Source organism: Stenotrophomonas sp. YJH_SMC_73 (assembly GCF_059370155.1).
The window spans coordinates 116,831-142,625 of sequence record NZ_JCAFTJ010000005.1; the positions used below are offsets into that span (position 1 = coordinate 116,831).

26 protein-coding genes and 1 tRNA gene are annotated in these 25,795 nt (G+C 66.7%); 14 read left to right on the forward strand and 13 right to left on the reverse strand.

Annotation, left to right across the window (positions count from 1 at the left end; genetic code table 11):
- Positions 1-3 precede the first annotated feature (3 nt).
- The 8 genes from AC5P8R_RS09845 to AC5P8R_RS09880 all read right to left on the reverse strand — a co-directional run bounded on the left by AC5P8R_RS09845 (position 4) and on the right by AC5P8R_RS09880 (position 7,007).
- Positions 4-672, reverse strand: coding sequence for a hypothetical protein (locus AC5P8R_RS09845; protein ID WP_495223329.1), 669 nt, complete (start codon positions 670-672; stop codon positions 4-6).
- On the reverse strand, positions 656-1,471 hold the full coding sequence (locus AC5P8R_RS09850) for a TadE/TadG family type IV pilus assembly protein (protein ID WP_014036173.1): 816 nt from the start codon (positions 1,469-1,471) through the stop codon (positions 656-658). The genes AC5P8R_RS09845 and AC5P8R_RS09850 overlap by 17 nt, the downstream gene beginning before the upstream one ends.
- 15 nt (positions 1,472-1,486) lie before the next feature.
- Complete coding sequence (locus AC5P8R_RS09855) at positions 1,487-2,272, reverse strand: hypothetical protein (protein WP_495223330.1); 786 nt, start codon at positions 2,270-2,272, stop codon at positions 1,487-1,489.
- On the reverse strand, positions 2,269-3,798 hold the full coding sequence (locus tag AC5P8R_RS09860) for a pilus assembly protein TadG-related protein (RefSeq protein ID WP_321210539.1): 1,530 nt from the start codon (positions 3,796-3,798) through the stop codon (positions 2,269-2,271). The genes AC5P8R_RS09855 and AC5P8R_RS09860 overlap by 4 nt, the downstream gene beginning before the upstream one ends.
- A gap of 112 nt (positions 3,799-3,910) precedes the next feature.
- The gene (locus AC5P8R_RS09865; protein WP_014036176.1) at positions 3,911-4,183 is read right to left on the reverse strand and encodes a hypothetical protein; all 273 of its coding nucleotides are present in this window, start codon (positions 4,181-4,183) and stop codon (positions 3,911-3,913) included.
- A 539-nt stretch (positions 4,184-4,722) separates the two neighbouring features.
- The gene (locus tag AC5P8R_RS09870; protein ID WP_032958215.1) at positions 4,723-5,754 is read right to left on the reverse strand and encodes an OmpA family protein; all 1,032 of its coding nucleotides are present in this window, start codon (positions 5,752-5,754) and stop codon (positions 4,723-4,725) included.
- Positions 5,755-5,774: 20 nt separating this feature from the next.
- On the reverse strand, positions 5,775-6,104 hold the full coding sequence (locus AC5P8R_RS09875) for a hypothetical protein (protein WP_126411778.1): 330 nt from the start codon (positions 6,102-6,104) through the stop codon (positions 5,775-5,777).
- Between the two features lie 810 nt (positions 6,105-6,914).
- A tRNA-Ser gene (locus tag AC5P8R_RS09880) sits at positions 6,915-7,007 on the reverse strand.
- 143 nt (positions 7,008-7,150) lie between these two features.
- Between AC5P8R_RS09880 and dnaX the strand changes: the two genes are divergently transcribed.
- The 4 genes from dnaX (at position 7,151) to AC5P8R_RS09900 (ending at position 10,653) form a co-directional block, all read left to right on the forward strand.
- Positions 7,151-9,217, forward strand: coding sequence for a DNA polymerase III subunit gamma/tau (gene dnaX / locus AC5P8R_RS09885; protein ID WP_495223332.1), 2,067 nt, complete (start codon positions 7,151-7,153; stop codon positions 9,215-9,217).
- Between the two features lie 6 nt (positions 9,218-9,223).
- A complete protein-coding gene (locus AC5P8R_RS09890; RefSeq protein WP_005408298.1) occupies positions 9,224-9,544 on the forward strand; it encodes a YbaB/EbfC family nucleoid-associated protein in 321 nt (106 codons plus the stop codon).
- Between the two features lie 82 nt (positions 9,545-9,626).
- Entirely contained in the window at positions 9,627-10,226 is a 600-nt protein-coding gene (gene recR, locus AC5P8R_RS09895) for a recombination mediator RecR (RefSeq protein ID WP_049441038.1), read from the forward strand.
- 67 nt (positions 10,227-10,293) lie between these two features.
- On the forward strand, positions 10,294-10,653 hold the full coding sequence (locus AC5P8R_RS09900) for a histidine triad nucleotide-binding protein (protein ID WP_014646179.1): 360 nt from the start codon (positions 10,294-10,296) through the stop codon (positions 10,651-10,653).
- Positions 10,654-10,756: 103 nt separating this feature from the next.
- Here the strand turns inward: AC5P8R_RS09900 and AC5P8R_RS09905 are convergent, their stop codons facing one another.
- The 4 genes from AC5P8R_RS09905 to AC5P8R_RS09920 are packed head-to-tail and all read right to left on the reverse strand — an operon-like array spanning position 10,757 to position 15,123.
- On the reverse strand, positions 10,757-11,284 hold the full coding sequence (locus AC5P8R_RS09905) for a Slp family lipoprotein (RefSeq protein WP_495223333.1): 528 nt from the start codon (positions 11,282-11,284) through the stop codon (positions 10,757-10,759).
- Complete coding sequence (locus AC5P8R_RS09910; RefSeq protein WP_046429192.1) at positions 11,281-13,230, reverse strand: transglutaminase TgpA family protein; 1,950 nt, start codon at positions 13,228-13,230, stop codon at positions 11,281-11,283. Before AC5P8R_RS09910 ends, AC5P8R_RS09905 begins: the two co-directional genes overlap by 4 nt.
- A complete protein-coding gene (locus AC5P8R_RS09915; protein WP_014646181.1) occupies positions 13,223-14,146 on the reverse strand; it encodes a DUF58 domain-containing protein in 924 nt (307 codons plus the stop codon). Before AC5P8R_RS09915 ends, AC5P8R_RS09910 begins: the two co-directional genes overlap by 8 nt.
- Positions 14,147-14,169: 23 nt before the next feature.
- On the reverse strand, positions 14,170-15,123 hold the full coding sequence (locus AC5P8R_RS09920; RefSeq protein WP_032958559.1) for an AAA family ATPase: 954 nt from the start codon (positions 15,121-15,123) through the stop codon (positions 14,170-14,172).
- 42 nt (positions 15,124-15,165) lie between these two features.
- On the opposite strand from AC5P8R_RS09920, the gene AC5P8R_RS09925 reads away from it, so the two are divergent.
- Entirely contained in the window at positions 15,166-17,001 is a 1,836-nt protein-coding gene (locus AC5P8R_RS09925; RefSeq protein WP_049441029.1) for a glycosyltransferase family 39 protein, read from the forward strand.
- Between the two features lie 103 nt (positions 17,002-17,104).
- Here AC5P8R_RS09925 and AC5P8R_RS09930 read toward each other — a convergent pair whose 3' ends face one another.
- On the reverse strand, positions 17,105-17,674 hold the full coding sequence (locus tag AC5P8R_RS09930; protein ID WP_014646184.1) for a Maf family protein: 570 nt from the start codon (positions 17,672-17,674) through the stop codon (positions 17,105-17,107).
- Positions 17,675-17,787: 113 nt separating this feature from the next.
- Between AC5P8R_RS09930 and AC5P8R_RS09935 the strand changes: the two genes are divergently transcribed.
- The 9 genes from AC5P8R_RS09935 (at position 17,788) to AC5P8R_RS09975 (ending at position 25,714) form a co-directional block, all read left to right on the forward strand.
- Positions 17,788-18,297 carry a YceD family protein gene (locus tag AC5P8R_RS09935; protein WP_049404889.1) on the forward strand — a complete coding sequence of 170 codons (510 nt, stop codon included), beginning with the start codon at positions 17,788-17,790 and terminating at the stop codon, positions 18,295-18,297.
- Positions 18,298-18,404: 107 nt separating this feature from the next.
- On the forward strand, positions 18,405-18,599 hold the full coding sequence (gene rpmF / locus AC5P8R_RS09940) for a 50S ribosomal protein L32 (protein WP_004154640.1): 195 nt from the start codon (positions 18,405-18,407) through the stop codon (positions 18,597-18,599).
- A gap of 91 nt (positions 18,600-18,690) precedes the next feature.
- Entirely contained in the window at positions 18,691-19,668 is a 978-nt protein-coding gene (locus AC5P8R_RS09945) for a beta-ketoacyl-ACP synthase III (RefSeq protein ID WP_014646186.1), read from the forward strand.
- 77 nt (positions 19,669-19,745) lie between these two features.
- Positions 19,746-20,528 (forward strand): BUD32 family EKC/KEOPS complex subunit, encoded by a 783-nt coding sequence (locus AC5P8R_RS09950; RefSeq protein WP_014646187.1) that lies wholly within the window; start codon positions 19,746-19,748, stop codon positions 20,526-20,528.
- A 160-nt stretch (positions 20,529-20,688) separates the two neighbouring features.
- Positions 20,689-21,633: an ACP S-malonyltransferase gene (fabD, locus tag AC5P8R_RS09955; protein ID WP_032958546.1), complete on the forward strand. Its 945-nt coding sequence runs from the start codon at positions 20,689-20,691 to the stop codon at positions 21,631-21,633.
- Positions 21,634-21,715: 82 nt separating this feature from the next.
- Complete coding sequence (gene fabG, locus AC5P8R_RS09960; RefSeq protein WP_005408312.1) at positions 21,716-22,459, forward strand: 3-oxoacyl-ACP reductase FabG; 744 nt, start codon at positions 21,716-21,718, stop codon at positions 22,457-22,459.
- Positions 22,460-22,611: 152 nt separating this feature from the next.
- Complete coding sequence (gene acpP / locus AC5P8R_RS09965) at positions 22,612-22,851, forward strand: acyl carrier protein (RefSeq protein WP_005415509.1); 240 nt, start codon at positions 22,612-22,614, stop codon at positions 22,849-22,851.
- 143 nt (positions 22,852-22,994) lie between these two features.
- A complete protein-coding gene (fabF, locus tag AC5P8R_RS09970) occupies positions 22,995-24,257 on the forward strand; it encodes a beta-ketoacyl-ACP synthase II (protein ID WP_134808562.1) in 1,263 nt (420 codons plus the stop codon).
- A 92-nt stretch (positions 24,258-24,349) separates the two neighbouring features.
- Positions 24,350-25,714 carry an aminodeoxychorismate synthase component I gene (locus tag AC5P8R_RS09975; RefSeq protein WP_046429208.1) on the forward strand — a complete coding sequence of 455 codons (1,365 nt, stop codon included), beginning with the start codon at positions 24,350-24,352 and terminating at the stop codon, positions 25,712-25,714.
- Positions 25,715-25,795: the final 81 nt, after the last annotated feature.

The following is a 25,795-nucleotide window of genomic DNA, read 5'->3' on the forward strand; positions in this document are numbered from 1 at the left end:
GTCTCAGTGCTGCGACTGGTTGACGACAATCGAGGTTCCCTGCTCGTGCCGGTTGAAGGTCATGGTCATTTCCTGGCTGCCCTTGCTGTAGCGGACAACGCACTGCAGCGCGATCATCGAACAGCCCGCAGGGCCGGAACTTCGGCTCCAGCCGTCCGCAGGGAGGCGGCTGGCATAGAAGGCATCGGTCTGGAACGGAGACAGCGTGCTTTCCATGGACAGGCTGCGCCCGGGCGCGTCCAGGTAGGTGATGTCGTTGATCACCTGCGTCCCGGACGGTTTCGGGAAATCGGCGCCGGCCGCGGCATCGGGCTTGCGCTTGAGCAGGCGTGTAATGCCGATCTGTGACTGGCTGCCACTGCCCTTGGCCGATACCTCGATGGTCACGTAGTACTCACCGTGTGCGTGGCCGATCACGGTCTTGCCGCCGACCTCGTTGATCACGGTCTGCCCGGGCCATTCGCGGTTGTAGTAGCTGACGATGGACGACACCGGCAAGGCGGACGTGAAGCGCGAGATGCGCATGGGCAGGCCGTTGTAGAGCATGTCCTTGGCCACCCACTCGCTCTGCGCGCCCTCGGGCTCGGGAATGTCCGGCCAGGACGCGGCCAGCGCAGGCCAGGCGAACAGCAGCGCGGCCAGTGCCGCCAGCAGGTCAACGCGACGGCGCATAGGCAGGCAACTTGTCGACAGGCACCACGTCGGGCGCGATGTAACCGGGATCAAGCCTGCTCAGCGTCCCGATCATCGGGATGCCGGAGAGGCCGTCAAACGCCTTGGCGATGCCCGCCATGTGCTGGGATGGCACCAGTGGCTTGACCTGCGCGATCACCGAGCGTGACGAGTTGACCTTGAGCCCGGAACCGGCTGCATTCCAGGGGTCGGCCAGCACCACATGGGTGGCCTGCAGCTTCAGGCCCAGCGAATCGAAGGGTTCCAGATAGGCGGCAGCACTGCCGTTGGCACTTTTCAGATCCTGCACATCCAACCGCAGCTGGGCCTGGGTCAGGCCGTTGCGGTTGGGCGGGAACGAACCGAACATCGAGGTCACGTCGCCGATCTTCTTCATCATGCCGCCTGCCGACGTGCTGGTGTAGGAGACCAGGGCGAGGTCACCGCGCCGCACCAGCGGCTGGTTGGAGAAGGTATTCATCAGGACGTCGCCGACGGCGGCATCGCGTGCGCCGGTCTGCGCCTGGCTGACGATGGGATCGTTGGCACGCCCGAAATAGCGGTCGACGGCAAGATCGCGCTGGCGGCCGCTGGCCGGCAGTTTGTAGTCCGGCGATACGGTGGCTTCCCAGGCGATCGCGCGCGCGGCCTGCTGGGTGGCCTGGCGGGCGTGGATGTACTTGGCCAGGATCGGGATCAGCAGGAAGATCGGCACCAGCACGGCGCAGAGCACGGCGACTTCGGTGAGACTCTGGCCGCGCTGGCGACGCGCGCCGCGGAATGGGCGTTCCCTGTCCATGGCTACCTCAGCAGGTCATCGTTGGGAGGACGGTTCGCGCGGTACCTCGAGGTCGCCGCTTTCAAAGGGTTGGCCCACCGTCATGCGCTGCGTGGTCAGGCGGGTGCCATTGCCGTCGAGGGGTTCCTGCTCCAGGACAATGGCGTAGCGGCTCGGCCGGTAGTCGTTCAGCGCACCGGGGGTGAAGCCCCAGCTGGCACCAGCCGACCACACGCACTGGCTGAACCGTCCGTTCTCGTCCTTCCACACGTTGCACGGCTGGCCAGCGACCCTGCGGTTGCCCGCGCGCTGGAAGCCCGGCGAGGCGCTGCCTTCGTCGGCTTCGGCGGCAAAGCGGGTGAGCCCGTCGCTGTCGGCAGGGGACTGGCTACGCTCTCCCGTTGCCAGATCGACCTGCTCCACGCCGGAGGCGCTCTGGGTCTCCTGCAGGCCGGTGGCCTCCAGCCGGAACTGGCAGCTGGTCGCAGGGCCATCGTTGAGCAGGCGCCATTCGCGGGTACGGAACACTTCCTCTTTGCTGGAAAGCCAGGCTTCGTAACGGACGGTTCCCAGGCGGGCGACATCGGCGTCATCCAGTGCGCGGGTCGGCAATCCTGCCGCCTGGCAGTCGCTCAGTGCCTGCTGGTAGCTGGTGCGCGCCGCGTTGCGTCCATCCACCAGGGTTTCGGCAATCTGGTCAAGATGGATGCCCGGCATGTTCCTGGCAGCGGCGGGCTCGCCGTTGTCCGCCGCGCTGCCACAGCCGCTGATCAGCAGTGTGGCGATCGACAGGTGCAGGCGATTGAAAACAGCAAACGTCATGGCATCAAGGCTCCGGCTGCCGCCAGGGCAGCCTTGGTGGTGGCATCGGTCTTGACCAGTCGTGCCTGCCAGTAAGGGCTGAACAGGTTTCCGGTTTCACGCTTGCGGTCATCGCGGCTGAACATGCGCAGCTGCACCGGGCGGTCGAAGAACACCTGCGCGGAGGAAAGTGCGGCGATCTTGTTGTTGGCCATCCTGTCCGGCAGTTCCATCTGCGAGCCGGCCGGGGCGCCGATGCCGGCGCCGGACGTGGTGCGCGCGCTGGTGCCGGCGGTCTCGGCATAGATGGTGAAGACCGGGCCGACCTTGTCGCGGTCACGATCATTCTCGGCGTAGGGCTGCAGTGCCTGCCCGGCCTTGACGTCGTGATAGTCGCGCAGGCCGTTGTAGCCGGTGAAGAAGGCCTTGCGATGCTGGCCATTGGCGAAGCGCACGTTGGCATCCTGGCTGCGGTCGACAATCCACGCCGCGCCACGATTGCGGCGCACCGCTTCGCCATACGGGCGGTAGCGGCGGCGGTCCCAGTCCGAGTACCAGCCGTTGCCGTTGCCGAAGCCGTTGAGGAAGCGCTGGTTGCGATAGCTTTCCACGGCCTGCGCACCGCCCCAGCCGACTGGAATATCGATATCGGAAAGCGGCCATGGCAGCGGAAGCTCGACGGCCATGGTGTCCAGCGCTGCCCATCGGTTGTAGTCGACCATGTCGGTGCCGCCGGACTGCACCAGGAAGCCGAGGAAATCATCGCTGCGGCTCTTGCTGAAGCCATCACGCGACTGCATCACCACATTGCGGAAGCGGTCGGCGCCCTGGCGCTGCGTGGCCGAGCCACCGTTGGCGGTACGGGGAATGCTGTAGCGCTGCAGCAGCCGGTTCTCGGCCGTGGCCAGTTGCGTGCCGAGCACCGCGGTTCCGATGGTGCCCAGTTGTGCCTGCGGTGAGTTCCGCTGCAGCACATCCTTGGCGATGGTGTAGCTGTCCAGCCGCGATACGCCCTCGATGACGAGCTGCACCGAGGCGGCGAACATCATGTTGAGCTTGTCGATGGCGATGATGGCCGCCTGCGCGACAGGCTGGAACGTCTGGCGGGTGACCTTGAGAATGCGTTCGGCGACCTTGAAGGCGGTTGCCAATGCCTTGAACACCACGCCGATGTAGGGAATGGCGGAGAGCACATCCAGCGTGGTGCGGATGACGATGGAGGTGGTGTGCATCTGGTTCAGCCACGAATAGAGGCTGATCGTCTGTGCCACGGCCACTTCGTTGGCAACGCGGGCACGGTTCATGTAGGCCGCGTAGTTCAGTGCGCGTGCCTGCTGGATCGCAACGCTGTAGGCGGCGGCGTCGGCCGCATTGACCAGCTCCACCTTCTTGTTCACCACCTGCCCTGTGTTGAACAGCAGGACAATCCCGATGCATAGAACCAGAATGAGTGCCAGCCCGAGAACCATTGCTTGGCCGGCGACCGTTCGGTGGCTGGAAACGCCCCGGGCCGCACGGCTTCGTGCCAAAGCCAATGCGCTGCGCATAACGAATTCCTGGGCCGGAGGCCATGGCTGCCCGTCGCGCGCCGCGTGCGGTGCGCGCAGGGAGATTATGCTGGGAGGGCCCTGGCGGCTTCATGCCGCCAGGGCTGGGGTATTACTTGTTCTTGTACGCGTCCATGCCCTTGGTCTTGTCAGCTTCCTGCTGGGCGCTGTTGGCCTGGTTCTTGGCGCGGTTGATCGACTGCGTCGCGCTCTGGCCGGAAAGTTCCTTCGACATGCCTGCCACCTGGCTGCGAACCGTGCCTCCGAAGAAGGTGACGGCTCCGATCGCGGCGATGGCGATCAGCGCGGTGATGATGATGTACTCGGTCATGCCCTGACCGGCCTGCTTACGGGAAAAACGGATGTGACGACGGCTGCGTTCCATGTATTTCCTCCTTGATGGCAGGAATCCTCCCGGGTGTGCGGGATATTCGGCGTGTCCGCTGGGGGATCCTGATTAATGGCAGGGCGAGGTAAAGACAGGAAGCTCACACCCTGGTTCGTCGAAAATTTGTCGCTTGTTCGAGAACGGGGCCAAGCCTATCGACAGAAAATTGACGATACAAGTCAGGTTTTTCCGATATGCAATGAAATATTTGAAAATGTGATGCACATTGCAGATTAACAATTGTCTGCACATAATCACGTCAAATTTGAGCTAGATGCACCGCTTTTCGTTAAGGAAATTAACACTCAACTGACATATTTGTGTCACGCGGGCGGCTTGTGGTGCCGGAATATTGGCGCGCTACAGAGGGCGCGTGCACGGCCTGCTTCTTGTTCGAACGGCATGAGAGATCCGCGTGTTTTTATCTCGTTGCATCCGCGGCAAAACAAATGACCGTGCGGCGCGGAAAAGAAAAAAGCACATGCAGGGCATGTGCTTTTTCCGGAGTGCTTCAACGCAGTAACGTCGTGGTGATATCAGCGCTTGACCAGTTCCACGCGACGATTGGCGCGACGCCCTTCTTCGGTTGCGTTGTCGGCGACCGGCTGGCTCTGCCCATAGCCTTTCGCGCTCAGGCGTTCGGCTGCGATTCCACCGCCGACAAGACGCGTGCGCACCGACTCCGCACGCGCCTGCGAGAGCGTCTGGTTGTGCGATTGGCTGCCGCTGTTGTCGGTGTGTCCTTCAACGGAAAGGCGAAGCTGTGGGTCGGCCTTCAACAGCTGGGTGACCTGTGCGATCTGCGGTTCCGAATCGGGCAGGATCTCGGCGGCGTCGGTTGCGAAGTTCACCTGGATGGATACCTTGCCACTGCTGTCCAGTGCCTGTTTCAGCGTGTCCGCTTCAATGACCTTGGCCGTGATCTGCACCGGTTTTGTCTCTGCGACGAGCAGGCCGCCGGAGTTTCCACCCGAGCCCAGGTGAATCCAGATATCGCGATCTTCGCGATGGATGACATAGGTTTCTGCGGGTTCGTTGTAGATGTCGCCGATGCCGCCGACATAGGTGGTCGCCGCCTTGCTGTTGCCGATGTCACGCGATGCATCGGCCGGTATGGTGCCGGAGAAAATGCGCTTGCCCCCCAGGGCCTCGACCAGGCTCTGTACATTGCGGCTGAGCTCCAGCTGCGAATAAGGGTGATCGCTGCTGCTCTGCAGGACCGAAGAATGAACCTTGCCTTCAATCCATTCCACGCGATCGCCGGTCCAGAACGGTACGCGATCGAATTCGCTGTCTACGACGTCCTGGCTGGTGTAGCCCTGCGGCAGTCCGAGATAGGGGAAGCTGCCGATCGTTGCCTGCGATACGGGCAGCTCGGCAACATTGAACGCTGCGGCCTTCTGGCTTCCATCCGTGGCCGCAGCCGCCTGCGGTGATGGTTCGGCTGCGGTGCTGGAAGGTGCGGCCGAGGAAGCGCCACCCTCTGCAGGCGCTTCGCCAGCGCGCTTGCAGGCACCCAGTGCCAGTACCAGGCTGGCGGCCAACAGGCTCGCGCGCACTGCGGACATCGTCGATCCGTGCTTCTGCGTCATGAACGCACCTGCTTCATCAGTTCGTTGCAGACTTCGCTGGTGGGCTTGTACTGGCCCTTCTTCCAGGCATCGGTGATCTTCTTCTGTGTCTGCGCTTCGGCCGTGTCATAGGCCTGGTCGAAGCCTGCTTCGGCGCCGAACACGGTTTTTGCCTGTGCCTTGTGGCTTGCGCGCAGCTTGGCGGCCTGTTCCGGGGTTGCGCCGCACGCCAGGGCATTGCCTGCATGCGTGCCTCCCAGTGCGCCGAACTGCGCCGCACCGCCGCCCTGTGCGACTGCGGTGCCGCTGCCGATCAGCAAGGCGGAGGTGATCACTAGCTTCGTCATGAAATACCGCATGTTGATGTTCCTCATCCGGCCCGATAGCGGGCATCAATCCCCTGTGGCCCGAGCATAGCAACAGGCAGTGAGTGCCAGCGTGTCGTTGCATCGCCACGGCACGGCCAGTGGTCAGGGCGTGGACAGGAAGCGCGGGGTGCCACGACGTGGGGCAGATCCTGTCGTTGGACGGCCATCGAACGTGGAAGCGGGACAGCCGACCAGGCATCCCCGCACGGCGGAAACCCATTGATGGATCTGGAGCAACAAGCCCCTCTGTTGAGGGGCTGCCCCGACAGGGGCGGGGAGAGGCCGGCAAGGGGAGGGGCCCGAACGTTGCGCAGCAACGTTTGGGGCGAAGCGCGCGCAGCGCACTTCGCATCCCCCGCCAGTGGCTTCTGCGAGGTACAGCCGATCAGGCATCCCCGCACGGCGGAAATCCATTGATGGATCTGGAGCAACAAGCCCCTCTGTTGAGGGGCTGCCCCGACAGGGGCGGGGAGAGGCCGGCAAGGGGAGGGGCCCGAACGCTGCGCAGCAACGTTTGGGGCGAAGCGCGCGCAGCGCACTTCGCATCCCCCGCCAGATAACTGAAAAAGGCTGCCCGAAGGCAGCCTTTTTCAGTTATCTGGCGGAGAGAGGGGGATTGTCGGGTGCATCCATGCACCCGATCCCGGTGCGCGCTGCGCCCCGGGACCCGCCTTCGGCGGTCCGGTTCTGCTCCTGCAGAACCGTCGAACCCCGGCAGGGCTTCTCTCGCCCGATGCTCTCCGCCAGCCAAATAAAAAAGCCGCCCAGAGGGCGGCTTCTTCATTTGTCTGGCGGAGAGAGGGGGATTCGAACCCCCGAAGCGCGGTTTAGACGCTTACACACTTTCCAGGCGTGCTCCTTCAACCACTCGGACACCTCTCCGGATCCCTGCCATCGGCAAACGCCTCAGCAGGGGCGCAGATTCTAGCGGGCGGCGCGGCCGGACACAAGCACCCTGATCAGGGGCGCATCCAGCGGCATTGTTGGCGAGGGGGCTGGACAGGCATGGCACAATGGAACATCCGATGGAAAACGGTGGCCTGATGTCCTATCTCGTCCTTGCCCGCAAGTGGCGTCCGAAGCGTTTCGCCGAGCTGGTGGGCCAGGAACACGTGGTCCGTGCGCTCAGCAACGCGCTGGACAGCGGCCGGGTCCACCACGCGTTCCTGTTCACCGGCACCCGCGGCGTGGGCAAGACCACCATCGCGCGCATCTTCGCCAAGTCGCTGAACTGCGAGCAGGGCACCAGCGCCGACCCCTGCGGCCAGTGCGCGGCCTGCCTGGACATCGACGCCGGCCGCTACATCGACCTGCTGGAAATCGACGCCGCGTCCAACACCGGTGTGGATGACGTGCGCGAGGTGATCGAGAACGCGCAGTACATGCCCTCGCGCGGCAAGTACAAGGTCTACCTGATCGACGAAGTGCACATGCTGTCCAAGGCGGCGTTCAACGCGCTGCTGAAGACGCTGGAAGAACCGCCGGAGCACGTGAAGTTCCTGCTGGCCACCACCGATCCGCAGAAGCTGCCGGTCACCGTGCTCAGCCGCTGCCTGCAGTTCAACCTCAAGCGCCTGGATGAAGACCAGATCCAGGGCCAGATGACCCGCATCCTGGCGGCGGAAGCGATCGAGGCCGATGGCAGCGCCATCGTGCAGCTGGCCAAGGCCGCCGATGGCAGCCTGCGTGACGGCCTGTCACTGCTGGACCAGGCGATCGCCTATGCCGGCGGCGCGCTGCGTGAGGACGTGGTGCGCACCATGCTGGGTACCGTGGACCGCACCCAGGTGGCGGCGATGCTCGATGCGCTGGCCGACGGCGATGGCCCGCGCCTGCTGCGGGTGGTAGCCGCGCTGGCAGAGTTCTCGCCGGACTGGAGTGGTGTGCTGGAAGCGCTGGCCGAAGGGCTGCACCGCATCCAGGTGCAGCAGCTGGTGCCGGGCGCTGCCGCGGCGGAAGGCCTGGATGTCGCCGCATTCGCCGAGCGCCTGCGCCCGGAAGTGGTGCAGCTCTGGTACCAGATGGCCTTGAATGGCCGCCGCGACCTGCCGCTGGCACCCAGCCCGCGCGCGGGCTTTGAAATGGCCGTGCTGCGCATGCTGGCGTTCCGTCCGGCCGCAGCGGTACCGCCGGTGCCGAAGGCCGTCGACGGTGCGTTGGGCGGCACGCCGGGTGGCAACGCTGCCGGTGGTGGCGCCGGTACCGGTAGCCGCGATGCGACGCCGGCCGCTGCTGCCGCTTCGGGCAGCCCGGCGGTAGCGGCGCAGGCCGCCGCGCCGGTGCAGGCCGCGCCGCGCGAACCTGAACCCGAGCCCGAACCGGCCCCGCAACCGGAACCAGACCCGACGCCGGAGCCCGAGCCGGTTCCGGTGGAAGAGCCCGTGTCGCCGCCGCCGGTGAAGGCTGAGCCACAGGCGCCGGCGCCTGCCGTCACTGCAGAGGCAGGCGACGACCTGCCGCCGTGGGCCACTGACGAAGCCGAGGCGCGTGACGAGGCATTGGCGGCCGAGATGTCCGGCCCGGACGCCGCCATGGCTGCGCCCTGGCACGAACCGCCGGCTCCCGTCGCGGCTCCCAGCGAGCCTGCGCCGCCCGAGCGCCCGTTCCGCGCCGAAGGCATTGCCATTGCGCCGGCCGAACATGCCAAGCCGGCCCCGGCGCATGCCGCCGCGCCGCAGGAAGGTGTCAGCGAGCTGGCCACGGCCGAAGACTGGCTGGACCTGGTCGCCAACAGCGGCCTCAGCGGCCCCTCGCGGCAGCTGGCTGCCAACGCCGCCTTCATCAGCTGCCAGTACGGGACCTTGAAACTGGGCCTTTCGCCCGGATTTGAATACCTGCGCTCGGAGCGCGCGCTGGCTGCCCTGGGCGAGATGCTGCAGAAGGCCCTTGGCCAGGCGCCGAAGATCGTGGTCGAGACCGTGGAAACCGAACACGTTCCGGCCGAGACCCTGCATCAGCGGGCCGACCGCCAGCGTGGCGAGCGGCAGCAGGTGGCAGAGGCCGTTTTCATGGACGACCCGGAAGTGCAGGTGCTGATCCAGCAGCACGGTGCCCGGGTTGTTTCCGATTCCATCCGTTCTTTTGACGAGTAAGACACCATGCGCGGAAACATCGCCCAACTGATGCAGCAGGCCCAGAAGATGCAGGAAAACCTGCAGAAGGCCCAGGAAGAAATCGCCAAGATCGAAGTGACCGGCAGTGCCGGCGGCGGCATGGTCAGCGTGACCCTGACCGGTGCCAAGGAATGCCGCAAGGTGCGCATCGACCCGTCGCTGACCAGCGACCCGGAGATGCTGGAAGACCTGATCGCCGCCGCCTTCAACGACGCTTCGAACAAGATCGACGCCGAGTCGAAGTCGAAGATGGGTTCGGCCACCGCCGGCATGCAGCTGCCGCCGGGCATGAAGCTGCCGTTCTGATTGCCAGCGTGGCACCCGTGCAAGCGGGTGCCACAGAATCTGTAGCTGTCGAGCCTGCTCGACGCCATGAAAGCATGCCGCCGTGTCCGCACCCCTGCTTGAACAATTGATCGACGCGCTGCGGGTGCTGCCTGGCGTGGGCCAGAAGACCGCACAGCGCATGGCCTACCACCTGCTCGAGCGCGAGCGCGAAGGTGGCCAGCGACTGGCCGAAGCCCTGGCGCTGGCGGTGGAGCGCATCGGCCACTGCGCGCAGTGCCGCGACTTCAGCGAAACCGAGCTGTGCCCGACCTGTGCCAACAGCAGCCGCGAGCGCAGCCAGCTGTGCGTGGTCGAATCGCCGGCCGACCGCCTGGCCATCGAAAACGCCACCGGCTTCCGCGGTGTCTACTTCGTGCTGCAGGGCCGGCTGTCGCCGCTCGATGGCATCGGCCCGCGCGAGCTGGGCCTGGAGCAGCTGGAGCAGCGTCTGGCCGAAGGTGAGGTGCAGGAGCTGATCATCGCCACCAGTGCCACCGTCGAAGGCGAAGCCACCGCGCACTACCTGGCGCAGCTGGCGCGCGCGCGCAAGGTGCAGCCCAGCCGGCTGGCACAGGGCCTGCCGCTCGGTGGCGAGCTTGAATACGTTGACCGCGGCACGCTGTCGCACGCGTTCGGAACGCGCAGCGAATTCCGCGATTGAGCGCCACCCGGGCATCGCCCGGCGCGGCCGGCCTACAATGCGGAAGACACTCCCGCCGAGGCCGACCATGAGCAACGAAACCCTCTTCAGCAAGATCATCCGTCGCGAGATCCCGGCCACCATCGTCTACGAGGACGACGAGGTGCTGGGCTTCAAGGACATCGCACCGCAGGCGCCGGTGCACGTACTGTTCATTCCGAAGAACGAGATCATCCCGACCCTGGACGACCTGCAGCCGTCGCAGGCGCACCTGATCGGGAAGCTTGCCCTGGCTGCCGCCGAATATGCGCGCCGCGAAGGGTTCGCGCAGGACGGCTACCGCATCGTGATGAACTGCCGCGAGGATGCCGGGCAGACCGTGTTCCACATCCACATGCACCTGCTGGCCGGTGCGCCGCTGGGGCATTTCGGTACGCCGGGGCGCTGAGCGCCCGGCATCCACCATTGCCCGCAGTGGATCCATGCGATGCGTGGATGAAAAAAAGGCCGCCCGAAGGCGGCCTTTTTCGATCACGCATGGCCGGTGGCGATCACCACCAGCCCCAACGGCCGTAACCACCCCAGTACGGGCCATACGGGCCCGTGCCCCACGGGCCATAGGGGTAGGGCACCACATCGACCTGGCGCTGTTCCGGCCACAGGTAGATCACATCGGCCGACAGCTTCGGCAGGCGATAGTCGTACTCCCCGATGCGGGTGTTCTGGTAGCCGTCGATCTTGCCGATGAAGGTCACGTCGCGGCCGGCTTCAAACACGGCCGGGTCGTAGAAGCCGGCGCGGCAGGCAATGAAGCGGCCGTCGCTGGCGTCGGACGAGGTGGTGTTCGGGCGGCCACTGGCGTTGAGGGGGCGCGAGATCATCTGGAAGCAGGTCTCGCCCTGGCCGGGCTTGGTCTCGATGATGCGACCACCCCATCGGACCGGCGTGCCGACCTGCTGGGTGGCGACCGAGTCGCGCGGGGAGACCAGGCTGAACTGTCCCTGCAGCGGCTTGGGGGCCGTGGCGCAGGCCGACAGGGCCAGCGTGGCCACAGCGGTGAGGAGGAACTTGGTGTTCATGGGGAGGCTCCGGAAGTCGGGCGATGCCTGCGCAGGTCCCGCAATAATGAAGCGAGGTCGGTGCAAGTTCCAGCGTAACGCGCGTCGGCGAAACGCTGGCTGAGTGCCAGCAGGGCGGGGTCGGGGCGCACGGCGTGTACCCGTCGTGACCAGTCGCATGCCGTCTCGTGGGGGGCGCGGGCCAGGCCAAGGCGCGCATAGCGCCGCCCCAGCCGGTGCCAGGCGCGCAGCAGCGGGTCGCGCTCGCGCTCGCCGCGGGCCAGCAGCCAGGCCATCCATGCCAATGCCAGCAGTGCGGCGACCACGAAGCCGGCCACCAGCTGCGCCGGCCCGAGATCATCCAGCCCGAACGGCCTGAGCAGCTGCTGCTGACGGCGTGCGTCGAAGGAAAGCACCAGGTCGTTCCAGCCACGGCGCAGCCAGTCACCCATCTGCCCCAGCTGCAGCCAGCGCTGCTGCAGCGGGGTGTCCGTGCCGGCCTGCAAGCGGTCGTCCAGCGTGTCCAGGATGCGTTCCGGTGCCACGGCCGCAGTCGGGTCCACCCGGACCCAGCCGCGCTGGGGCAGCCAGACTTCGGCCCAGGCGTGGGCGTCCATGCGCCGCACTACCCAGTAGTCCCCGATGCGGTTGCGGGTGCCACCTGCGAAGCCGGTCACCACCCGGGCCGGAATGCCGGCGTTGCGCATCAGCACCACGAAGGCCGAGCTGAAGTGCTGGCAGAAGCCGGCCTTGTAGTTGAACAGGAAATCGTCGACCGGATCGCGCCCGGCCACCGGGGTATCGAGCGTGTAGGAGAAGTCGCGGGTGATCCACTGCAGCGCTCGGCGGACGATGGCTTCGTCATCGTTGCCGGCCTCCTGCCGCCATTGCCGTGCCAGCTGGGCGGTGCGCGGATTGAAGCCGGGGGGAAGCTGCAGCGCGGCACGGCGCAGGTAGGGCGACAGATCGGTGTCGAACCGTTGCGGAGGCGCCGAATGCAACCGCCAGCGGCTGAGCGCGGACAGCGTGCGGTCGCTGCGCAGGCTCATGTCCGCATCGAAACTGCTGCCTTCCGGTGCGCGGCTGGGCAGGTCCAGGGCCACCAGCAGGCGACGGTCGGTGGGTTCGTAGTCGATCTGGTAGTCCCATCCCTGTGCGGCGGCTTCGACCACGGGGGCGGGGCGCCGGGCCGTCGCGCGATCGCGGCTCCAGCGGTGGCCATCGAAGGAAGTCAGCACCGGGCCGCGCCAATAGCGCTGCGCGGGCTCGGGCACCGCGCCGAAGAACTGCACGCGCAGCGCCGGGGTGTCGTCGGCCATCAGGTCCAGCCATTGGTCCGGCGCCATGCTGTCAGCCAGGCCGGGTGTACCCACCGCTCGTTCGGGTACGCCCCACAACGGCGTGGACAAGCGCGGGAACAGCCAGAAGCAGGCCAGTGCCAGCGGCAGGCCGATGCCAAGCAGGCGGCCGACGCCGCGCAGTTGACCGTGCAGTGGCAGGCGTGGGCTGCGGCCCTCGTCCTGGGCCAGGCGTTGCAGGGCCAGCAGTGCGGCAACCGCGGCCAGCGCAGCCAGTCCCGTGGTCAGCGGGCCCTGGTCGAGCAGGAAGGCCGCGAACGGCGAGAACAGCGCGAAACCGAGCAGGCTGCGCGCATCACGCAGGTTGCGCAGTTCGCTGGATTTGATGGCCAGCATCGCCGCCAGCAGCGCACAGCCGGTATCACGCCCCGGCCGCACCATGCCCATCTGCCAGACAATGGTGGCGAGCATGGCCAGCACCAGCAGCAGGCGCACCGGCATCGGCAGCACCCGCCGCCAGGAAAGCGCAGCGGTCAGCACGGCGGTGATCGCGATCACGACGGCCAGCACCGGCGGCAGCTGCAGCAGCAGTGGCAGCAGCGCCAGCGCTGCGCTGGCCAGGGTCCAGCTGCGGGCGTTGCGATCGAGCAGGACGGCAGGCTCAGTCATGGGGCATCAGCGCCAGTGCGCGCAGGCACAGGTGGTGGTGGCTGGCGCCCTGGCCGGGCCCGAACGGGGGATGGGCTGGAAGCAGCAGCGTGTAGCGCCGGCCTTCGCGCTCGGCCATGTCGACCCAGCGTGCCAACCGCGCGATGCGTGCTTCATGGCCCAGCGGCGCCAGCGTGCGCCAGTCCAGCACCACTTCGATGCCGATCGGCTTCTCGTATTCGCGTACCAGCAGGCTGTCGCGGCGCGCCGAGTGTTTCCAGGCAATGCTGCGCGGGGCGTCGCCGGCACGATAGGGTCGCAGCTGGTGCAGCTCTTCGCCACTGGCATGGGCGCGGGTGTGCAGTGGATCGCTGCCACTTTCCGGAAGGGGTGGTGCCAGTACCTCGGCCAGTGGATAGACCAGCAGCGGCTGCTCCGGCCACACCCACGACCATGCCCGCACCAGCCCCAGCGGCTGCGTGCTGGACAGGCGGATGCGCGGCAGTTCCAGCCAGCCGCGGCGCTCGCTGGGGACATCCAGCTCCACTTCGCCGCGACCGTGTGCAGGCAGTGCGACCCACGCCTCGCTTGCGCCCAGCTGCAGGTGCAGCCCGTGGCGCGCGCGCGGGTCGCGCAACGACAGGTCCACGCGCAGGCGCAGGGGGTGCCCGGCCGGAACCGGCTCGGCGGAGATTGCATCGATCTGTATGCCGGACAGCTGCAGGTGCGCGGCAATGGCGCTGGCGATCGCTGCTGCGGCCAGCAACAGGGCCAGCAGCAGGGCCGGGTTGTTGTTGTAGTTCAATGCGCCCAGCAGCATCGCCGACAGCAGGGTGGCGACGAACAGGCCGAAGCGCGTCGGTAGTACATAGATGCGATGGCGATCCAGTCGCTGCGGCAGGGCTTCGGGCCTGCGTGGGCGTGCCAGCAGCTGCATGCGTGCCCAGCGTGTGGCCACCTTCAGTCCACCGCGACGGTCTGCAGGATCGCCCGCGCCAGTGCCGGCCCGGAGCTGGATTCGGCCTCCGCCACCAGGCGATGGCCGGCCACTGCCACGAACAGGGTCTGCACGTCTTCGGGCACCACATGCCCGCGGCCGAGCAGCAGTGCATGCGCCCTGGCGGCACGCAGCAGGGCCAGCCCGGCGCGCGGTGACAGGCCCACGCGTACGCCGGCATGCTGGCGGCTGCGGGTCAACAGTGCCTGCACGTAGTCGATCAGCGCGTCGCTGGCGTGTACCTGGCCAACGGCTTCACGCAGCGCACGCACCTGGGTGTCATCCAGCTTCGGCACCGCGCGGGCGATCAGGTCGCGGCGATCGCTGCCACGCAGCAGCTCGCGCTCGGCCTGCACGCTCGGGTAGCCCATCGCCAGCCGCAGCAGGAAACGATCGAGCTGCGAATCCGGCAACGGGAAGGTGCCGGACAGGTCGACCGGGTTCTGCGTGGCGATCACGAAGAATGGATCGGGCAGTGGATGCGTCTGTCCATCCAGGGTGACCTGCTGCTCGGCCATCGCCTCCAGCAACGCACTCTGCGTGCGCGGCGGTGCGCGGTTGATCTCATCGGCCAGCAGCACGTGGGTGAACACCGGGCCGGGGTGGAACTGGAACTGGCGGCTGCCGGCCTCGTACACCGATACGCCCAGTACGTCCGCCGGCAACAGGTCGGAAGTGAACTGCACGCGCTGGAAGCTGAGGCCGAGGCTGCTGGCCAATGCATGCGCCAGCGTGGTCTTGCCCAGCCCGGGCAGATCTTCGATGAGCAGGTGGCCGCCGGAAAGCAGGGCGACAAAGGCCAGCCTGACTTCCGGCACCTTGCCCAGTACCAGTGCGTTCACCTGATCCTGTGCCTCCCGCAGGGCCTGGCGCAGTTGATCGGTTAGCATGCTGGGATTGGGGGACGAGGCTGGCATGATCGTCTCAGGTCTGGAATCCACTCGATTATCCATAGAGCAATGCAAGGCGAACAGCGCGCGCGGGCAATATTTCTCTGGTTATGGACGCTGATCACAGCGGCCAAGCTGGTGGTGGCTGCACGCCTGCCGCTGTTCGTCGATGAGGCGTTCTATTGGCAGGAAGGCCAGCACCTGGCCGCCGCCTATTCCGACCTGCCGGGGTTGACAGCATGGCTTGCACGCCTGGGCGTGGAAATCGGTGGCCATCACGTGCTCGCATTGCGCCTGCCGTTCCTGGCCATCGGTGCGTTGCTGCCGTTGCTGGTGGTGCGCATCGCCACGCGCTGGTTTGGCAACGTCGCAGGGTGGCAGGCGGGCAGCCTGACCCTGCTGATGCCGCTGTCGGCCACGCTGGGCCTGCTGGCCGTGCCGGATGTGCCGATGGCGCTGGCGGCGGTGATCTGCCTGCACGCCGGTGCGCGCCTGCTGCACAACGTGGATGCGTCGTCGGCGATGAAGCTGGCGCTGGGCCTGCTGATCGGTGCGCTCAGCCACTACCGTTTCATTGGCGTCATCGGTGTCGGCTTCATTGCGCTGCTGGCGCTGCCGCAGGGCCGCCGCATGCTGGCCGACCCGCGCGTATGGGTGGCGCTGGCGGTGGGTGTACTGGCCTGGCTGCCGTTGCTGGCGTGGAATGCGGACAACCATGATGCCGGCCTGAAGTTCCAGGTGGTCGAGCGCCACCCGTGGACGTTCGAGTGGGAAGGGCTGTGGTTCCTGGTGATCCAGCCGATGCTGGTGACGCCGATCCTGTGCATCGCGATGTGGAAGGTCGCCCTGGCGGGTACCCGCAGCGGTGGTGGTGTGCGGGTGCAATGGCGCTATTTCGGCCTGGTGGGCGGGGTGTCGACGCTGGGCATCTTCCTGCTGGGCTTCTTCACCGATGTCGAGCGGATCAGTTTCCATTGGCCGTTGCCGGGCTACCTGGCGCTGCTGGTGGCCGTGCCGGTGGTCCTCAACGGCTGGCCACGCTGGCTGCGCCGCACCGGCTGGTGGCTGGCAGCTGCAGGCACCGTACTGGCTTTCGGCTACTACCTGATGGCGTCCACGCCGGCGCTGCGCGAGCAGATGGCCGGCAGCAAGTACTACCCGCGCAACTTTGCCGGCTGGCAGCCGCTGGCCGTGGCGGTGCGCGACGAACTGCGGCAGATGCCGCCGGGCACGCGTGTGCTGGCGGGCAACTTCAAGGTCGGTGCCGAACTGGGCTTCCAGCTGGGCAACGGTGATATCGAGGTGTTGCCGCATCCGCTCAACGACAAGCATGGGCGGACCGCACAGCTGGCACAGTGGGGCCTGCTGCACGAAGGCCCGCGCAGTGCGCCGATGCTGCTGGTGCTGTCACCCAGCGACCAGCGCTACCGCGATCTGCTGGCGCGCTATCACGCCATCTGCGAGCAGGTGGGGCCGTTGCCGGCGCCGCGCGTGGTCAGCAGCGATCATGGTTTCCAGCGCTTCCTGCTGTTCCGGCTGCCGGTGCAGCGCGCGCAGGGGCCCTGCGTGACGCCGGCAATGGCCTGGCTGGATGCACCGTCCAACGGTGAGAAGGTCTCCGGAACGCTCGCCATCAAGGGCTGGGCATTCAAGGATGGCGTGGGGTTGGCGCGCATCGAAGTGCTGGTCGATGGCCATTCGATTGGCGATGCGCGCTACGGGCGCATGTTCGACATCCGCCACACCTGGCCGGACAGCACCGATCCGCAACATCCGGCGGTGGGCTTCGACGCATCGCTGGATACCACCACGCTGGCGCCGGGGCGGCATTGGCTTGGCCTGCGCCTGCACGGCCGCGACGGCAGCGTGGAGGCGTGGCAGGAGCAGCCGTTCGAAGTTCGTTGAGGTCCCCTGGTCCTGTAGAGCCGAGCCGATGCTCGGCTGCTTCTGCTACAGATGGCGGGCAGCCTAAAAAAAAGACGGCCGAGCAAGGGCTCGGCTCTACCGTTCACGGCACCGCGAATCCAGCCCTGCGCAGCAGGCCGCACACCGCGATCAGTGGCAGGCCGACCAGCGCGGTCGGGTCGCGGTTGTCGATTGCCTCGAACAGGCTGATGCCCAGGCCCTCGCACTTGAAGCTGCCGGCGCAGTCCAGCGGCTGCTCGGCGGCGACGTAGCGGATGATTTCCTGCGGGTCCAGCACGCGGAAGCGTACTTCGGTCAGATCCAGGGTGGCGAGGGATTCTCCATCCCGCCTGAGACTGATTGCCGTGTGAAAGCGCACCGTCTGTCCGGACATTGCCGCCAGCTGCGCACAGGCCGCCTCGACCGTGCCCGGCTTTCCCAGCGGCTGGCCGTTCAGGTCGGCCACCTGGTCCGAGCCGATCACCCAGGCGCCCGGATGGCGGGCGGCCACGTCTGCGGCCTTGGCGGCGGCCAGGCGCGTGGCCAGGGCCAGCGGGGTCTCGGCGCCCAGAGGGGTTTCATCCACGTCCGGGCGTGCGCAGTCGAAGGGCAGGCCCAGCCGTTCCAGCAGTTCGCGACGGTAGCGGGAGGTGGAGGCCAGGACCAGTGACATGTGACAATACCGGGGCAGGGCGCGGCAGTCTGGCCCCTCCACGGCGCCAGCGGCAAGTCCTGCAGGGCGGGCATTTGACAGCGGGCGGTGCGATCCTTAGTATTCAGCGGCTTATGTCCGCGAACGTGCCCGAAACGCTGGATGCCTGGCGGATGGTTGTAGCGCGAAGGCGCTTCGACGGTCAGGTCTCCCTGGCTGAATTGACCCGCCTGCAGGGGTTGGTCGCAGATACCGACGGCGAGTGTGTCTACTCGCTTGAATTCGGTCGCGACGACGTCTTGCGGGTATCCTATGTGGAACTGACCATCGACACCGCGCTGCCGCTGACCTGTCAGCGCAGCATGCAGCGATTCCTGTTGCCGGTGAAGGTGACCCAGAGGCTTGGCCTGATCCGCGACGAGGACGAGGAATCGTCCCTGCCGGAGGAATACGAGGCGTTGCTGGTGCCGGAAGACGGCCAGCTGCGTCCGCTGGATCTGGTCGAGGACGAATTGGTGCTGGCGGTGCCCGTGGTGCCGCTGTCGCCCGACGGTGAAGCAGTCGACAAGGACTGGGCACCGAGCGAAGAAGAAACGAAGAAGGCCAACCCGTTTGCGGCGTTGGCAGCACTGAAGAAACAATAGCAGCCGGATTGTCGTCGGCGGCTGCGGCGAAAGCGAAAGTGTGCTGGGCGCTGGCGTCCTGCGCGACGATACGACGAAGCAAATCGAACCGAGTTTGGAGCAATCCCATGGCTGTGCAGAAATCCCGTGTCACCCCGTCCCGCCGCGGCATGCGTCGTGCCCACGACGCCCTGAGCGCCAAGCAGCTGTCGACCGACCCGACCACCGGCGAAGTGCACCTGCGTCACCACATCACTGCCGACGGTTTCTACCGCGGCAAGAAGGTCATCCAGACCAAGACCTCGGCCGTCGAAGAAGATTGATGTGCCGGGAAGGCCGCTGCCTCCGGGCAGCGGCCTTTGCCTTCTTTCCCGGGCGTGCCGGTGATCGGCGGCCCGCGCAACAGGAAACATGATGAGCAAGCGGATCTATTCGAGGATCGCGGGCACCGGTAGCTATTTGCCGGAAAAAGTCCTGACCAACGCCGACCTGGAAAAAATGGTCGAAACCTCGGATGAGTGGATCCAGTCGCGCACCGGCATTCGTGAACGGCACATCGCGGCCGAAGGCGAAACCACCAGCGACCTTGGCTACAACGCCGCCCTGCGCGCGCTTGAAGCCGCAGGCATCGATGCCTCGCAGCTCGACATGATCGTGGTCGGCACGACCACCCCTGATCTCATTTTCCCGTCCACCGCGTGCCTGATCCAGGCCAAGCTCGGTGTGGCCGGGTGCCCCGCCTTCGACGTCAACGCAGCCTGTTCCGGCTTCGTGTTCGCGCTGGGCGTGGCCGACAAGTTCATCCGCTCCGGCGACTGCAAGCACGTGCTGGTGATCGGCACCGAAACGTTGACCCGCATGGTCGACTGGAACGATCGCACCACCTGCGTGCTGTTCGGCGATGGCGCCGGCGCTGTCGTGCTCAAGGCCGACGAAGACACCGGCATCCTCAGCACCCACCTGCATGCCGATGGCAGCAAGAAGGAACTGCTGTGGAACCCGGTCGGCGTTTCGACCGGCTTCAAGGACGGCGCCAACGGTGGCGGCACCATCAACATGAAGGGCAACGACGTGTTCAAGTACGCCGTCAAGGCGCTGGACTCGGTCGTGGACGAGACCCTGGCCGCCAACGGCCTGGACAAGTCCGACCTGGACTGGCTGATCCCGCACCAGGCCAACCTGCGCATCATCGAAGCCACCGCCAAGCGGCTGGAGATGTCGATGGACCAGGTCGTGGTGACCGTCGACAAGCACGGCAACACCTCCTCCGGCTCGGTGCCGCTGGCGCTGGATGCCGCGGTGCGTTCGGGCAAGGTCGAGCGTGGCCAGTTGCTGCTGCTGGAGGCCTTCGGCGGCGGCTTCACCTGGGGTTCGGCCCTGCTGCGCTATTGATAGTGCAAGTTACGACAATGTGAAGTCTTGTCGTTACGGCCCCTCCGGGGCCGTAACGCGTTTAAGGAGGACCTGTCATGGTTGAGCCCATCGTCATCGAAGGGCAACGTGCCTGGCTGAAGCAGTACGGCAAGGGAAGCCGGGCAATGGCCCTGGGCCTGCTCAATTTTGTTGCGCGCCGTTTCCATCTGGATGCGCTGCGCCCGCCGCCGCACCGCGGTGGCGACGCCGCACGCGAAACCGAGGCCCGCCGCCTCGCGGAACTGCAGGCGCAGGGTGTGAACGTGCCGGACGTACTGGGCACCGGCCATGCCGCGCTGGTGATCGGCGACAACGGCAGCTCGTTCAATACCTGCCTGCGCGAAGCCGACGAAGCCGGTCGCGATCGGCTGGTGATGGCGGCGATGCTGGCCATTGCTGAAGCTCATGCCCGCGGCGCCTATTTCGGCCAGCCGTTGCCGCGCAACCTCACATGGGATGGCGAGAAGGTCGGCTTCATCGATTTCGAGGAAGATCCGCTGGAAGTGATGGATCTGTCCGAAGCGCAGGCCCGCGACTGGCTGATGTTCGGTTACGGCGTGGCCAAGTACTACGCCGACCGCCCCGGGCACCTGCAGGCGATGATGGCCGAGGCGATGGGTGACGTTCAGGCGCCGGTGCGCGAGCACGTGCATGCGGTCAGCGGCCGCCTGCGCAGCCTGGCACGGGTCTGCATGAAGCTGGGCCGTTCGGCGCGCGCGCTGGCCCATTCCATCTTCATCGCCCACGGCGCCAGCACCGCCGGCGTGTTGATGCTGGTGGGCCTGTGCGTGGATTTCCTCGCCGACGGCGACCTGGACGTCCTGCAGCTGTTCTGCTGATGGCTGACAGGGGTCAGATCCCTTTTCCTGCGGAAAAGGGATCTGACCCCGTTGCGCTTGCCCGGCCGCGCTCCATACGCCTGCATACGCGCACGTACAGACGACACGGCATGTTCCCCCTTATCATGGCCCGCTTCGATTGCAACAAGCGGATGACCGCGTGACCGTATCCACCCTCGCTTTTGTCTTCCCCGGCCAGGGCTCGCAGTCTGTGGGCATGGTGGCCGAGCTGGCCGAGCTGCACCCACAGGTGCGTGAAGCCTTCACCGAGGCATCCGATGGTGCCGGCGTCGACCTGTGGGCGCTGTCCCAGGGCGGCCCGGAGGAAATGCTCAACCGTACCGAATACACCCAGCCGGCCCTGCTGGCCGCGAGCATCGGCGTGTGGCGCGCCTGGAACGCCGTGGGCGGTCCGCGCCCGTCGGTATTGGCCGGCCACAGCCTGGGCGAGTACACCGCCCTGGTTGCCGCAGGCGCACTGAGCCTGCATGACGGTGCGCACCTGGTGCGCCTGCGCGGCCAGCTGATGCAGGAAGCCGCACCGGCCGGTGTCGGCGCCATGGCTGCCGTGCTCGGCGCTGAAGACCAGCTGGTGCTGGACGTCTGCGCCGAAGCGGCAGGCAGCCAGGTGGTGGTGCCGGCCAACTTCAATTCGCCGGGCCAGATCGTGATCGGTGGCGACGCCGACGCGGTCGACCGTGCGCTGGCGCTGCTGGCCGAGAAGGGCGTGCGCAAGGCGGTCAAGCTGGCCGTCAGCGTGCCCTCGCACACCCCGCTCATGCGCGAAGCCGCCAACCGCCTGGCCGAAGTGATGGCCGGCCTGTCCTGGCACGCGCCGCAGCTGCCGGTGGTGCAGAACGTCGACGCCCAGGTGCACAGCGGCATCGACGCGATCCGCACCGCGCTGGTCCAGCAGCTGTACCAGCCGGTACAGTGGACCGGGTGCGTGCAGGCGCTGGCTGCCCGTGGCGTCACCCGGATCGCCGAGTGCGGCCCGGGCAAGGTGCTGACCGGCCTGGTCAAGCGCATCGACAAGGCCATCGACGGCCGTTCGCTGGCCACGCCGGGCGACTTCGAAGCCGCCCGCGAGGCATGGTCGGCCTGATCCCCCCTGTTCCTGCCGACCGTACCGGTGGCCGCGGCAAGCGGCACGGGTGCGGCGGTCGCCCCAGCCTGAGGAAAACATCATGAGCAAGCCCCTGCAGGGTGAAATCGCACTGGTCACCGGCGCCAGCCGTGGCATCGGTGCCGCCATCGCCGATCTGCTGGCCGCCCAGGGCGCCACCGTCATCGGTACCGCCACCACTGAATCCGGCGCTGCCGCGATCGGCGAACGCCTGGCCGCCCACGGTGGTCACGGCCGCGCGCTGAACGTCACCGATGCCGCCGCGCTGGACAGCGTGCTCGATGGCATCGCCAAGGAATTCGGCCCGATCTCGATCCTGGTCAACAATGCCGGCATCACCCGCGACAACCTGCTCATGCGCATGAAGGACGAGGACTGGGCGTCGATCATCGACACCAACCTGACCAGCGTGTTCCGCACCAGCAAGGCGGTGATGCGCGGCATGATGAAGGCGCGCAAGGGCCGCATCATCAACATCGCATCGGTGGTGGGCGTGACCGGCAATGCCGGCCAGGCCAACTACGCCGCGGCCAAGGCGGGCATCATCGGCTTCAGCAAGTCGCTGGCCAAGGAAATCGGTTCGCGCGGCGTCACCGTCAATGTTGTCGCACCTGGCTTCATCGACACCGACATGACCAAGGCGTTGCCGGAAGAAGCGCGCACCGCGCTGATCAACGACATCGCCCTCGAACGCCTGGGTTCGCCGGAGGACATCGCCCATGCGGTGGCCTTCCTGGCCAGCCCGGCTGCCGGTTACATCACCGGCGAAACCCTCCATGTGAACGGCGGCATGTACATGCCGTAAGCAAGGGGCGCAGGGATTGCGCCGCAAGTGGTTGATCTGCGGAGGTTTTTGCTGCAATGCAAGGCCGCGCCGGTTTCCACTACACTATCCCACGGCCATCGCCTTTGATGGCGACCACTTTTGAACCACAACTCCATCTGGAGCGAGATCCCATGAGCACCATCGAAGAACGCGTCAAGAAAATCGTCGTCGAACAGCTTGGCGTCAAGGAAGAAGAAGTCACCAACAGCGCATCGTTCGTCGATGACCTGGGCGCTGACTCGCTGGACACCGTCGAGCTGGTGATGGCCCTGGAAGAAGAATTCGAGTGCGAGATCCCGGACGAAGAAGCCGAGAAGATCAGCACCGTGCAGGCCGCCATCGACTACATCAAGGCCCACGTCAAGGCCTGATGTCAGACGGCAGTGCGCGCGCGGGCCCACGCTCGCCGCGCACCGCACCCCATGGGGCCGCAGTTGCGGCCCCGTGTGTTTGAGCATCACACCGAAGCAAACCGCGTTGCCCGTTGAAATCAGCCGGGTCAGGAGAATCAGCAATGAAGCGTCGCGTCGTCGTAACCGGCCTGGGTATCGTCTCGCCGTTGGGCAATGATCTGGCCAGCAGCTGGGAAGGCATCACCCACGGTCGTTCGGGCATCGGTCCGCTGACCAACGTTGCGGATGCCTATCTGGATCGGTTCACCACCAAGATTGCAGGTGAGGTCAAGGGATTCGACATCACCGCCGACAATGAATTGTTCGGCAAGTTCCGGGTCAGCGGCAAGGATGCCAAGAAGATGGACCCGTTCATCCATTACGGCCTCGGTGCCTCGTTCATGGCCCTGCACGACTCGGGCCTGGAGATCACCGACGCCAATGCCGAGCGCATCGGCGCCATCGTCGGCGCCGGCATCGGCGGCCTGCTCGGCATCGAAGAGCAGACCATCGAGTTCCACGAGGGCAAGAAGATCTCGCCCTTCTACGTGCCCAAGACCATCATCAACATGCTGCCGGGCCAGCTGAGCATCATCACCGGCCTGAAGGGCCCGTCGTTCTCGGCGGTGTCGGCCTGCGCGACCTCGAACCATTCGATCGGTACCGCGATGCGCATGATCCAGTACGGCGACGCCGACGTAATGGTGGTTGGCGGTGCCGAGCGTGGCTCGTCGCCGACCGCGCTGGGCGGCTTCTGTGCGATGAAGGCCATGAGTACCCGCAACGACGCCCCGGAACAGGCCTCCCGCCCATGGGACAAGGACCGTGACGGCTTCGTGCTGGGCGACGGCGCCGGCATCCTGATCCTGGAAGAGTACGAGCACGCCAAGGCGCGTGGCGCGAAGATCTACTGTGAACTGGCCGGCTTCGGCGCAAGCTCCGACGCGTACCACATGACCGCACCGAGCGAGAACGGCGAAGGCGCCGCGCGCTGCATGGCCATGGCCATGAAGGACGCGGGCGTGAGCCCGGAACAGGTGGGCTACCTCAACGCGCACGGTACCTCCACGCCGCTGGGCGACCTGGGCGAGACCATGGCGATGAAGACCGCCTTCGGCGACCACGCCTACAAGATGATGGTCAGCTCCACCAAGTCGATGACCGGCCACCTGCTGGGTGCTGCCGGCGGTGTGGAAGCGATCTTCTCGGTGATGGCACTGCAGGACAACGTCATCCCGCCGACCATCAACCTGCAGCAGCCGGGCGAAGGCTGCGACCTGGACTACGTGCCCAACGAAGCACGCCAGGCCAAGGTCGACGTGGTGATGTCCAATGGCTTCGGCTTCGGCGGCACCAACGGCACGCTGGTCTTCAAGCGCGTCTGACCGAGTTGTAGCGTCGGGCCATGCTCGACGCCGCGTTCTACGGAGCCGCCGCAAGGCGGCTTCCGTGCATCTGAACCCCAGAACTGGCTGCCATGACCCACGCACCGCTGATCCACCCGCTGCCGCACCCGATCGATCTGCTGGCCCTGCAGCAGCATGACCCGGCGCGCTTTCCGCTGCTGATGGAATCCACTGCCTCGGGCACCGCGCAGGGCCGCTGGAGCCTGCTGCTGGCCGCGCAGGGCGATGGCCTGCGACTGGATGCGGATGGCCAGGTGCGCGACCAGCACGACGCGGTGCACGCCGGCAGCTTCCTGCAGGTGCTGGACCGTGCCTGGCAGCGCGAACGCCTGCCGCATGACGGCAGCCACAGCCTGCCGTTCCGCGGCGGCTGGGCGTTGATGCTCGATTACGAAGTGGCCAGCCAGATCGAACCGGTGCTGCCGGCGCGTGCGCGCGAGGACGGCCGCCCGACCGCGCTGGCGCTGCGCTGCCCGGCCGCGGTGCTGCATGACCATCACAACGGCGCCAGCTTCGTCATCGCCGAGGCCGGCGAGCAGGCGTTGCTGGATGCGCTGGTGGCACTGGCCTCGGCCGCGCTGCCCGAGGCCGGGCAGGGCTGGCAGCCGCCCCAGGCGGTGGGCGAGGATGCGCCGCAGCGCTTCACCGACGGCGTGCGCCGGGTGATCGAGTACCTGCGTGCCGGCGACGTGTTCCAGGTGAACCTGTCGCGGCGCTGGAGCGCGCAGTTCGCTGCGCCGGTCAGCCCGCAGGCGCTGTACGCGCAGCTGCGCCGTGCCAACCCGGCACCGTTCGCCGGCCTGTTCAGCGCCCACGGCCGCCATGTGGTCAGTTCCTCGCCGGAGCGGCTGGTGTCGGTCCATGCCGGCCACGCGCAGACCCGTCCGATTGCCGGTACGCGTCCGCGCTTCGAGGGGGACGATGATGCCGCACGCATCCAGGAGCTGGTCGGCCACCCCAAGGAGCGTGCCGAGCACGTGATGCTGATCGACCTGGAGCGCAACGACCTGGGCCGCATCTGCCTGCCCGGCACCGTGGTGGTCGATGAGCTGATGACAGTGGAGAGCTACGCGCATGTGCACCACATCGTCAGCAACGTCAGCGGCCACCTGCGCCCGGAGGTCACGCCCGGCGAGGTGATCGCCGCGACCTTCCCGGGCGGCACCATCACCGGCTGCCCCAAGGTGCGCTGCATGCAGATCATCAGCGAGCTGGAGCAGGTGCCGCGTGGTGCCTACACCGGCGCGTTCGGCTGGCTGAACCGCGATGGCGACCTGGACCTGAACATCCTGATCCGCACCGCCGAAGTGGATGGCCACCAGGTCAGCTTCCGCACCGGCGCCGGCATCGTGGTCGATTCGGACCCGGACAAGGAACTGGACGAGACCCGCGCCAAGGCCCGCGGCCTGCTGCGCGCGCTCGGCCAGCAGGGCTGATCCGGTCGGGGTCGGATCCCTTGCGCACCGCGCGAGGGCTCTGACCCCCGCAGTCATGCCGCCGGGCGTTCATCCACGCAT

Excerpts from the sequence above, each read along its gene's own strand:
- AC5P8R_RS09845 (WP_495223329.1), bottom strand. The coding sequence starts at position 672 with ATGCGCCGTCGCGTTGACCTGCTGGCGGCACTGGCCGCGCTGCTGTTC.
- AC5P8R_RS09850 (WP_014036173.1), bottom strand. The coding sequence starts at position 1,471 with ATGGACAGGGAACGCCCATTCCGCGGCGCGCGTCGCCAGCGCGGCCAG.
- AC5P8R_RS09855 (WP_495223330.1), bottom strand. The coding sequence starts at position 2,272 with ATGACGTTTGCTGTTTTCAATCGCCTGCACCTGTCGATCGCCACACTG.
- AC5P8R_RS09860 (WP_321210539.1), bottom strand. The coding sequence starts at position 3,798 with ATGCGCAGCGCATTGGCTTTGGCACGAAGCCGTGCGGCCCGGGGCGTT.
- AC5P8R_RS09865 (WP_014036176.1), bottom strand. The coding sequence starts at position 4,183 with ATGGAACGCAGCCGTCGTCACATCCGTTTTTCCCGTAAGCAGGCCGGT.
- AC5P8R_RS09870 (WP_032958215.1), bottom strand. The coding sequence starts at position 5,754 with ATGTCCGCAGTGCGCGCGAGCCTGTTGGCCGCCAGCCTGGTACTGGCA.
- AC5P8R_RS09875 (WP_126411778.1), bottom strand. The coding sequence starts at position 6,104 with ATGACGAAGCTAGTGATCACCTCCGCCTTGCTGATCGGCAGCGGCACC.
- dnaX (WP_495223332.1), top strand. The coding sequence starts at position 7,151 with ATGGAAAACGGTGGCCTGATGTCCTATCTCGTCCTTGCCCGCAAGTGG.
- AC5P8R_RS09890 (WP_005408298.1), top strand. The coding sequence starts at position 9,224 with ATGCGCGGAAACATCGCCCAACTGATGCAGCAGGCCCAGAAGATGCAG.
- AC5P8R_RS09900 (WP_014646179.1), top strand. The coding sequence starts at position 10,294 with ATGAGCAACGAAACCCTCTTCAGCAAGATCATCCGTCGCGAGATCCCG.
- AC5P8R_RS09905 (WP_495223333.1), bottom strand. The coding sequence starts at position 11,284 with ATGAACACCAAGTTCCTCCTCACCGCTGTGGCCACGCTGGCCCTGTCG.
- AC5P8R_RS09910 (WP_046429192.1), bottom strand. The coding sequence starts at position 13,230 with ATGACTGAGCCTGCCGTCCTGCTCGATCGCAACGCCCGCAGCTGGACC.
- AC5P8R_RS09915 (WP_014646181.1), bottom strand. The coding sequence starts at position 14,146 with ATGCAGCTGCTGGCACGCCCACGCAGGCCCGAAGCCCTGCCGCAGCGA.
- AC5P8R_RS09920 (WP_032958559.1), bottom strand. The coding sequence starts at position 15,123 with ATGCCAGCCTCGTCCCCCAATCCCAGCATGCTAACCGATCAACTGCGC.
- AC5P8R_RS09925 (WP_049441029.1), top strand. The coding sequence starts at position 15,166 with ATGCAAGGCGAACAGCGCGCGCGGGCAATATTTCTCTGGTTATGGACG.
- AC5P8R_RS09930 (WP_014646184.1), bottom strand. The coding sequence starts at position 17,674 with ATGTCACTGGTCCTGGCCTCCACCTCCCGCTACCGTCGCGAACTGCTG.
- AC5P8R_RS09935 (WP_049404889.1), top strand. The coding sequence starts at position 17,788 with ATGTCCGCGAACGTGCCCGAAACGCTGGATGCCTGGCGGATGGTTGTA.
- rpmF (WP_004154640.1), top strand. The coding sequence starts at position 18,405 with ATGGCTGTGCAGAAATCCCGTGTCACCCCGTCCCGCCGCGGCATGCGT.
- AC5P8R_RS09945 (WP_014646186.1), top strand. The coding sequence starts at position 18,691 with ATGAGCAAGCGGATCTATTCGAGGATCGCGGGCACCGGTAGCTATTTG.
- AC5P8R_RS09950 (WP_014646187.1), top strand. The coding sequence starts at position 19,746 with ATGGTTGAGCCCATCGTCATCGAAGGGCAACGTGCCTGGCTGAAGCAG.
- fabG (WP_005408312.1), top strand. The coding sequence starts at position 21,716 with ATGAGCAAGCCCCTGCAGGGTGAAATCGCACTGGTCACCGGCGCCAGC.
- acpP (WP_005415509.1), top strand. The coding sequence starts at position 22,612 with ATGAGCACCATCGAAGAACGCGTCAAGAAAATCGTCGTCGAACAGCTT.
- fabF (WP_134808562.1), top strand. The coding sequence starts at position 22,995 with ATGAAGCGTCGCGTCGTCGTAACCGGCCTGGGTATCGTCTCGCCGTTG.
- AC5P8R_RS09975 (WP_046429208.1), top strand. The coding sequence starts at position 24,350 with ATGACCCACGCACCGCTGATCCACCCGCTGCCGCACCCGATCGATCTG.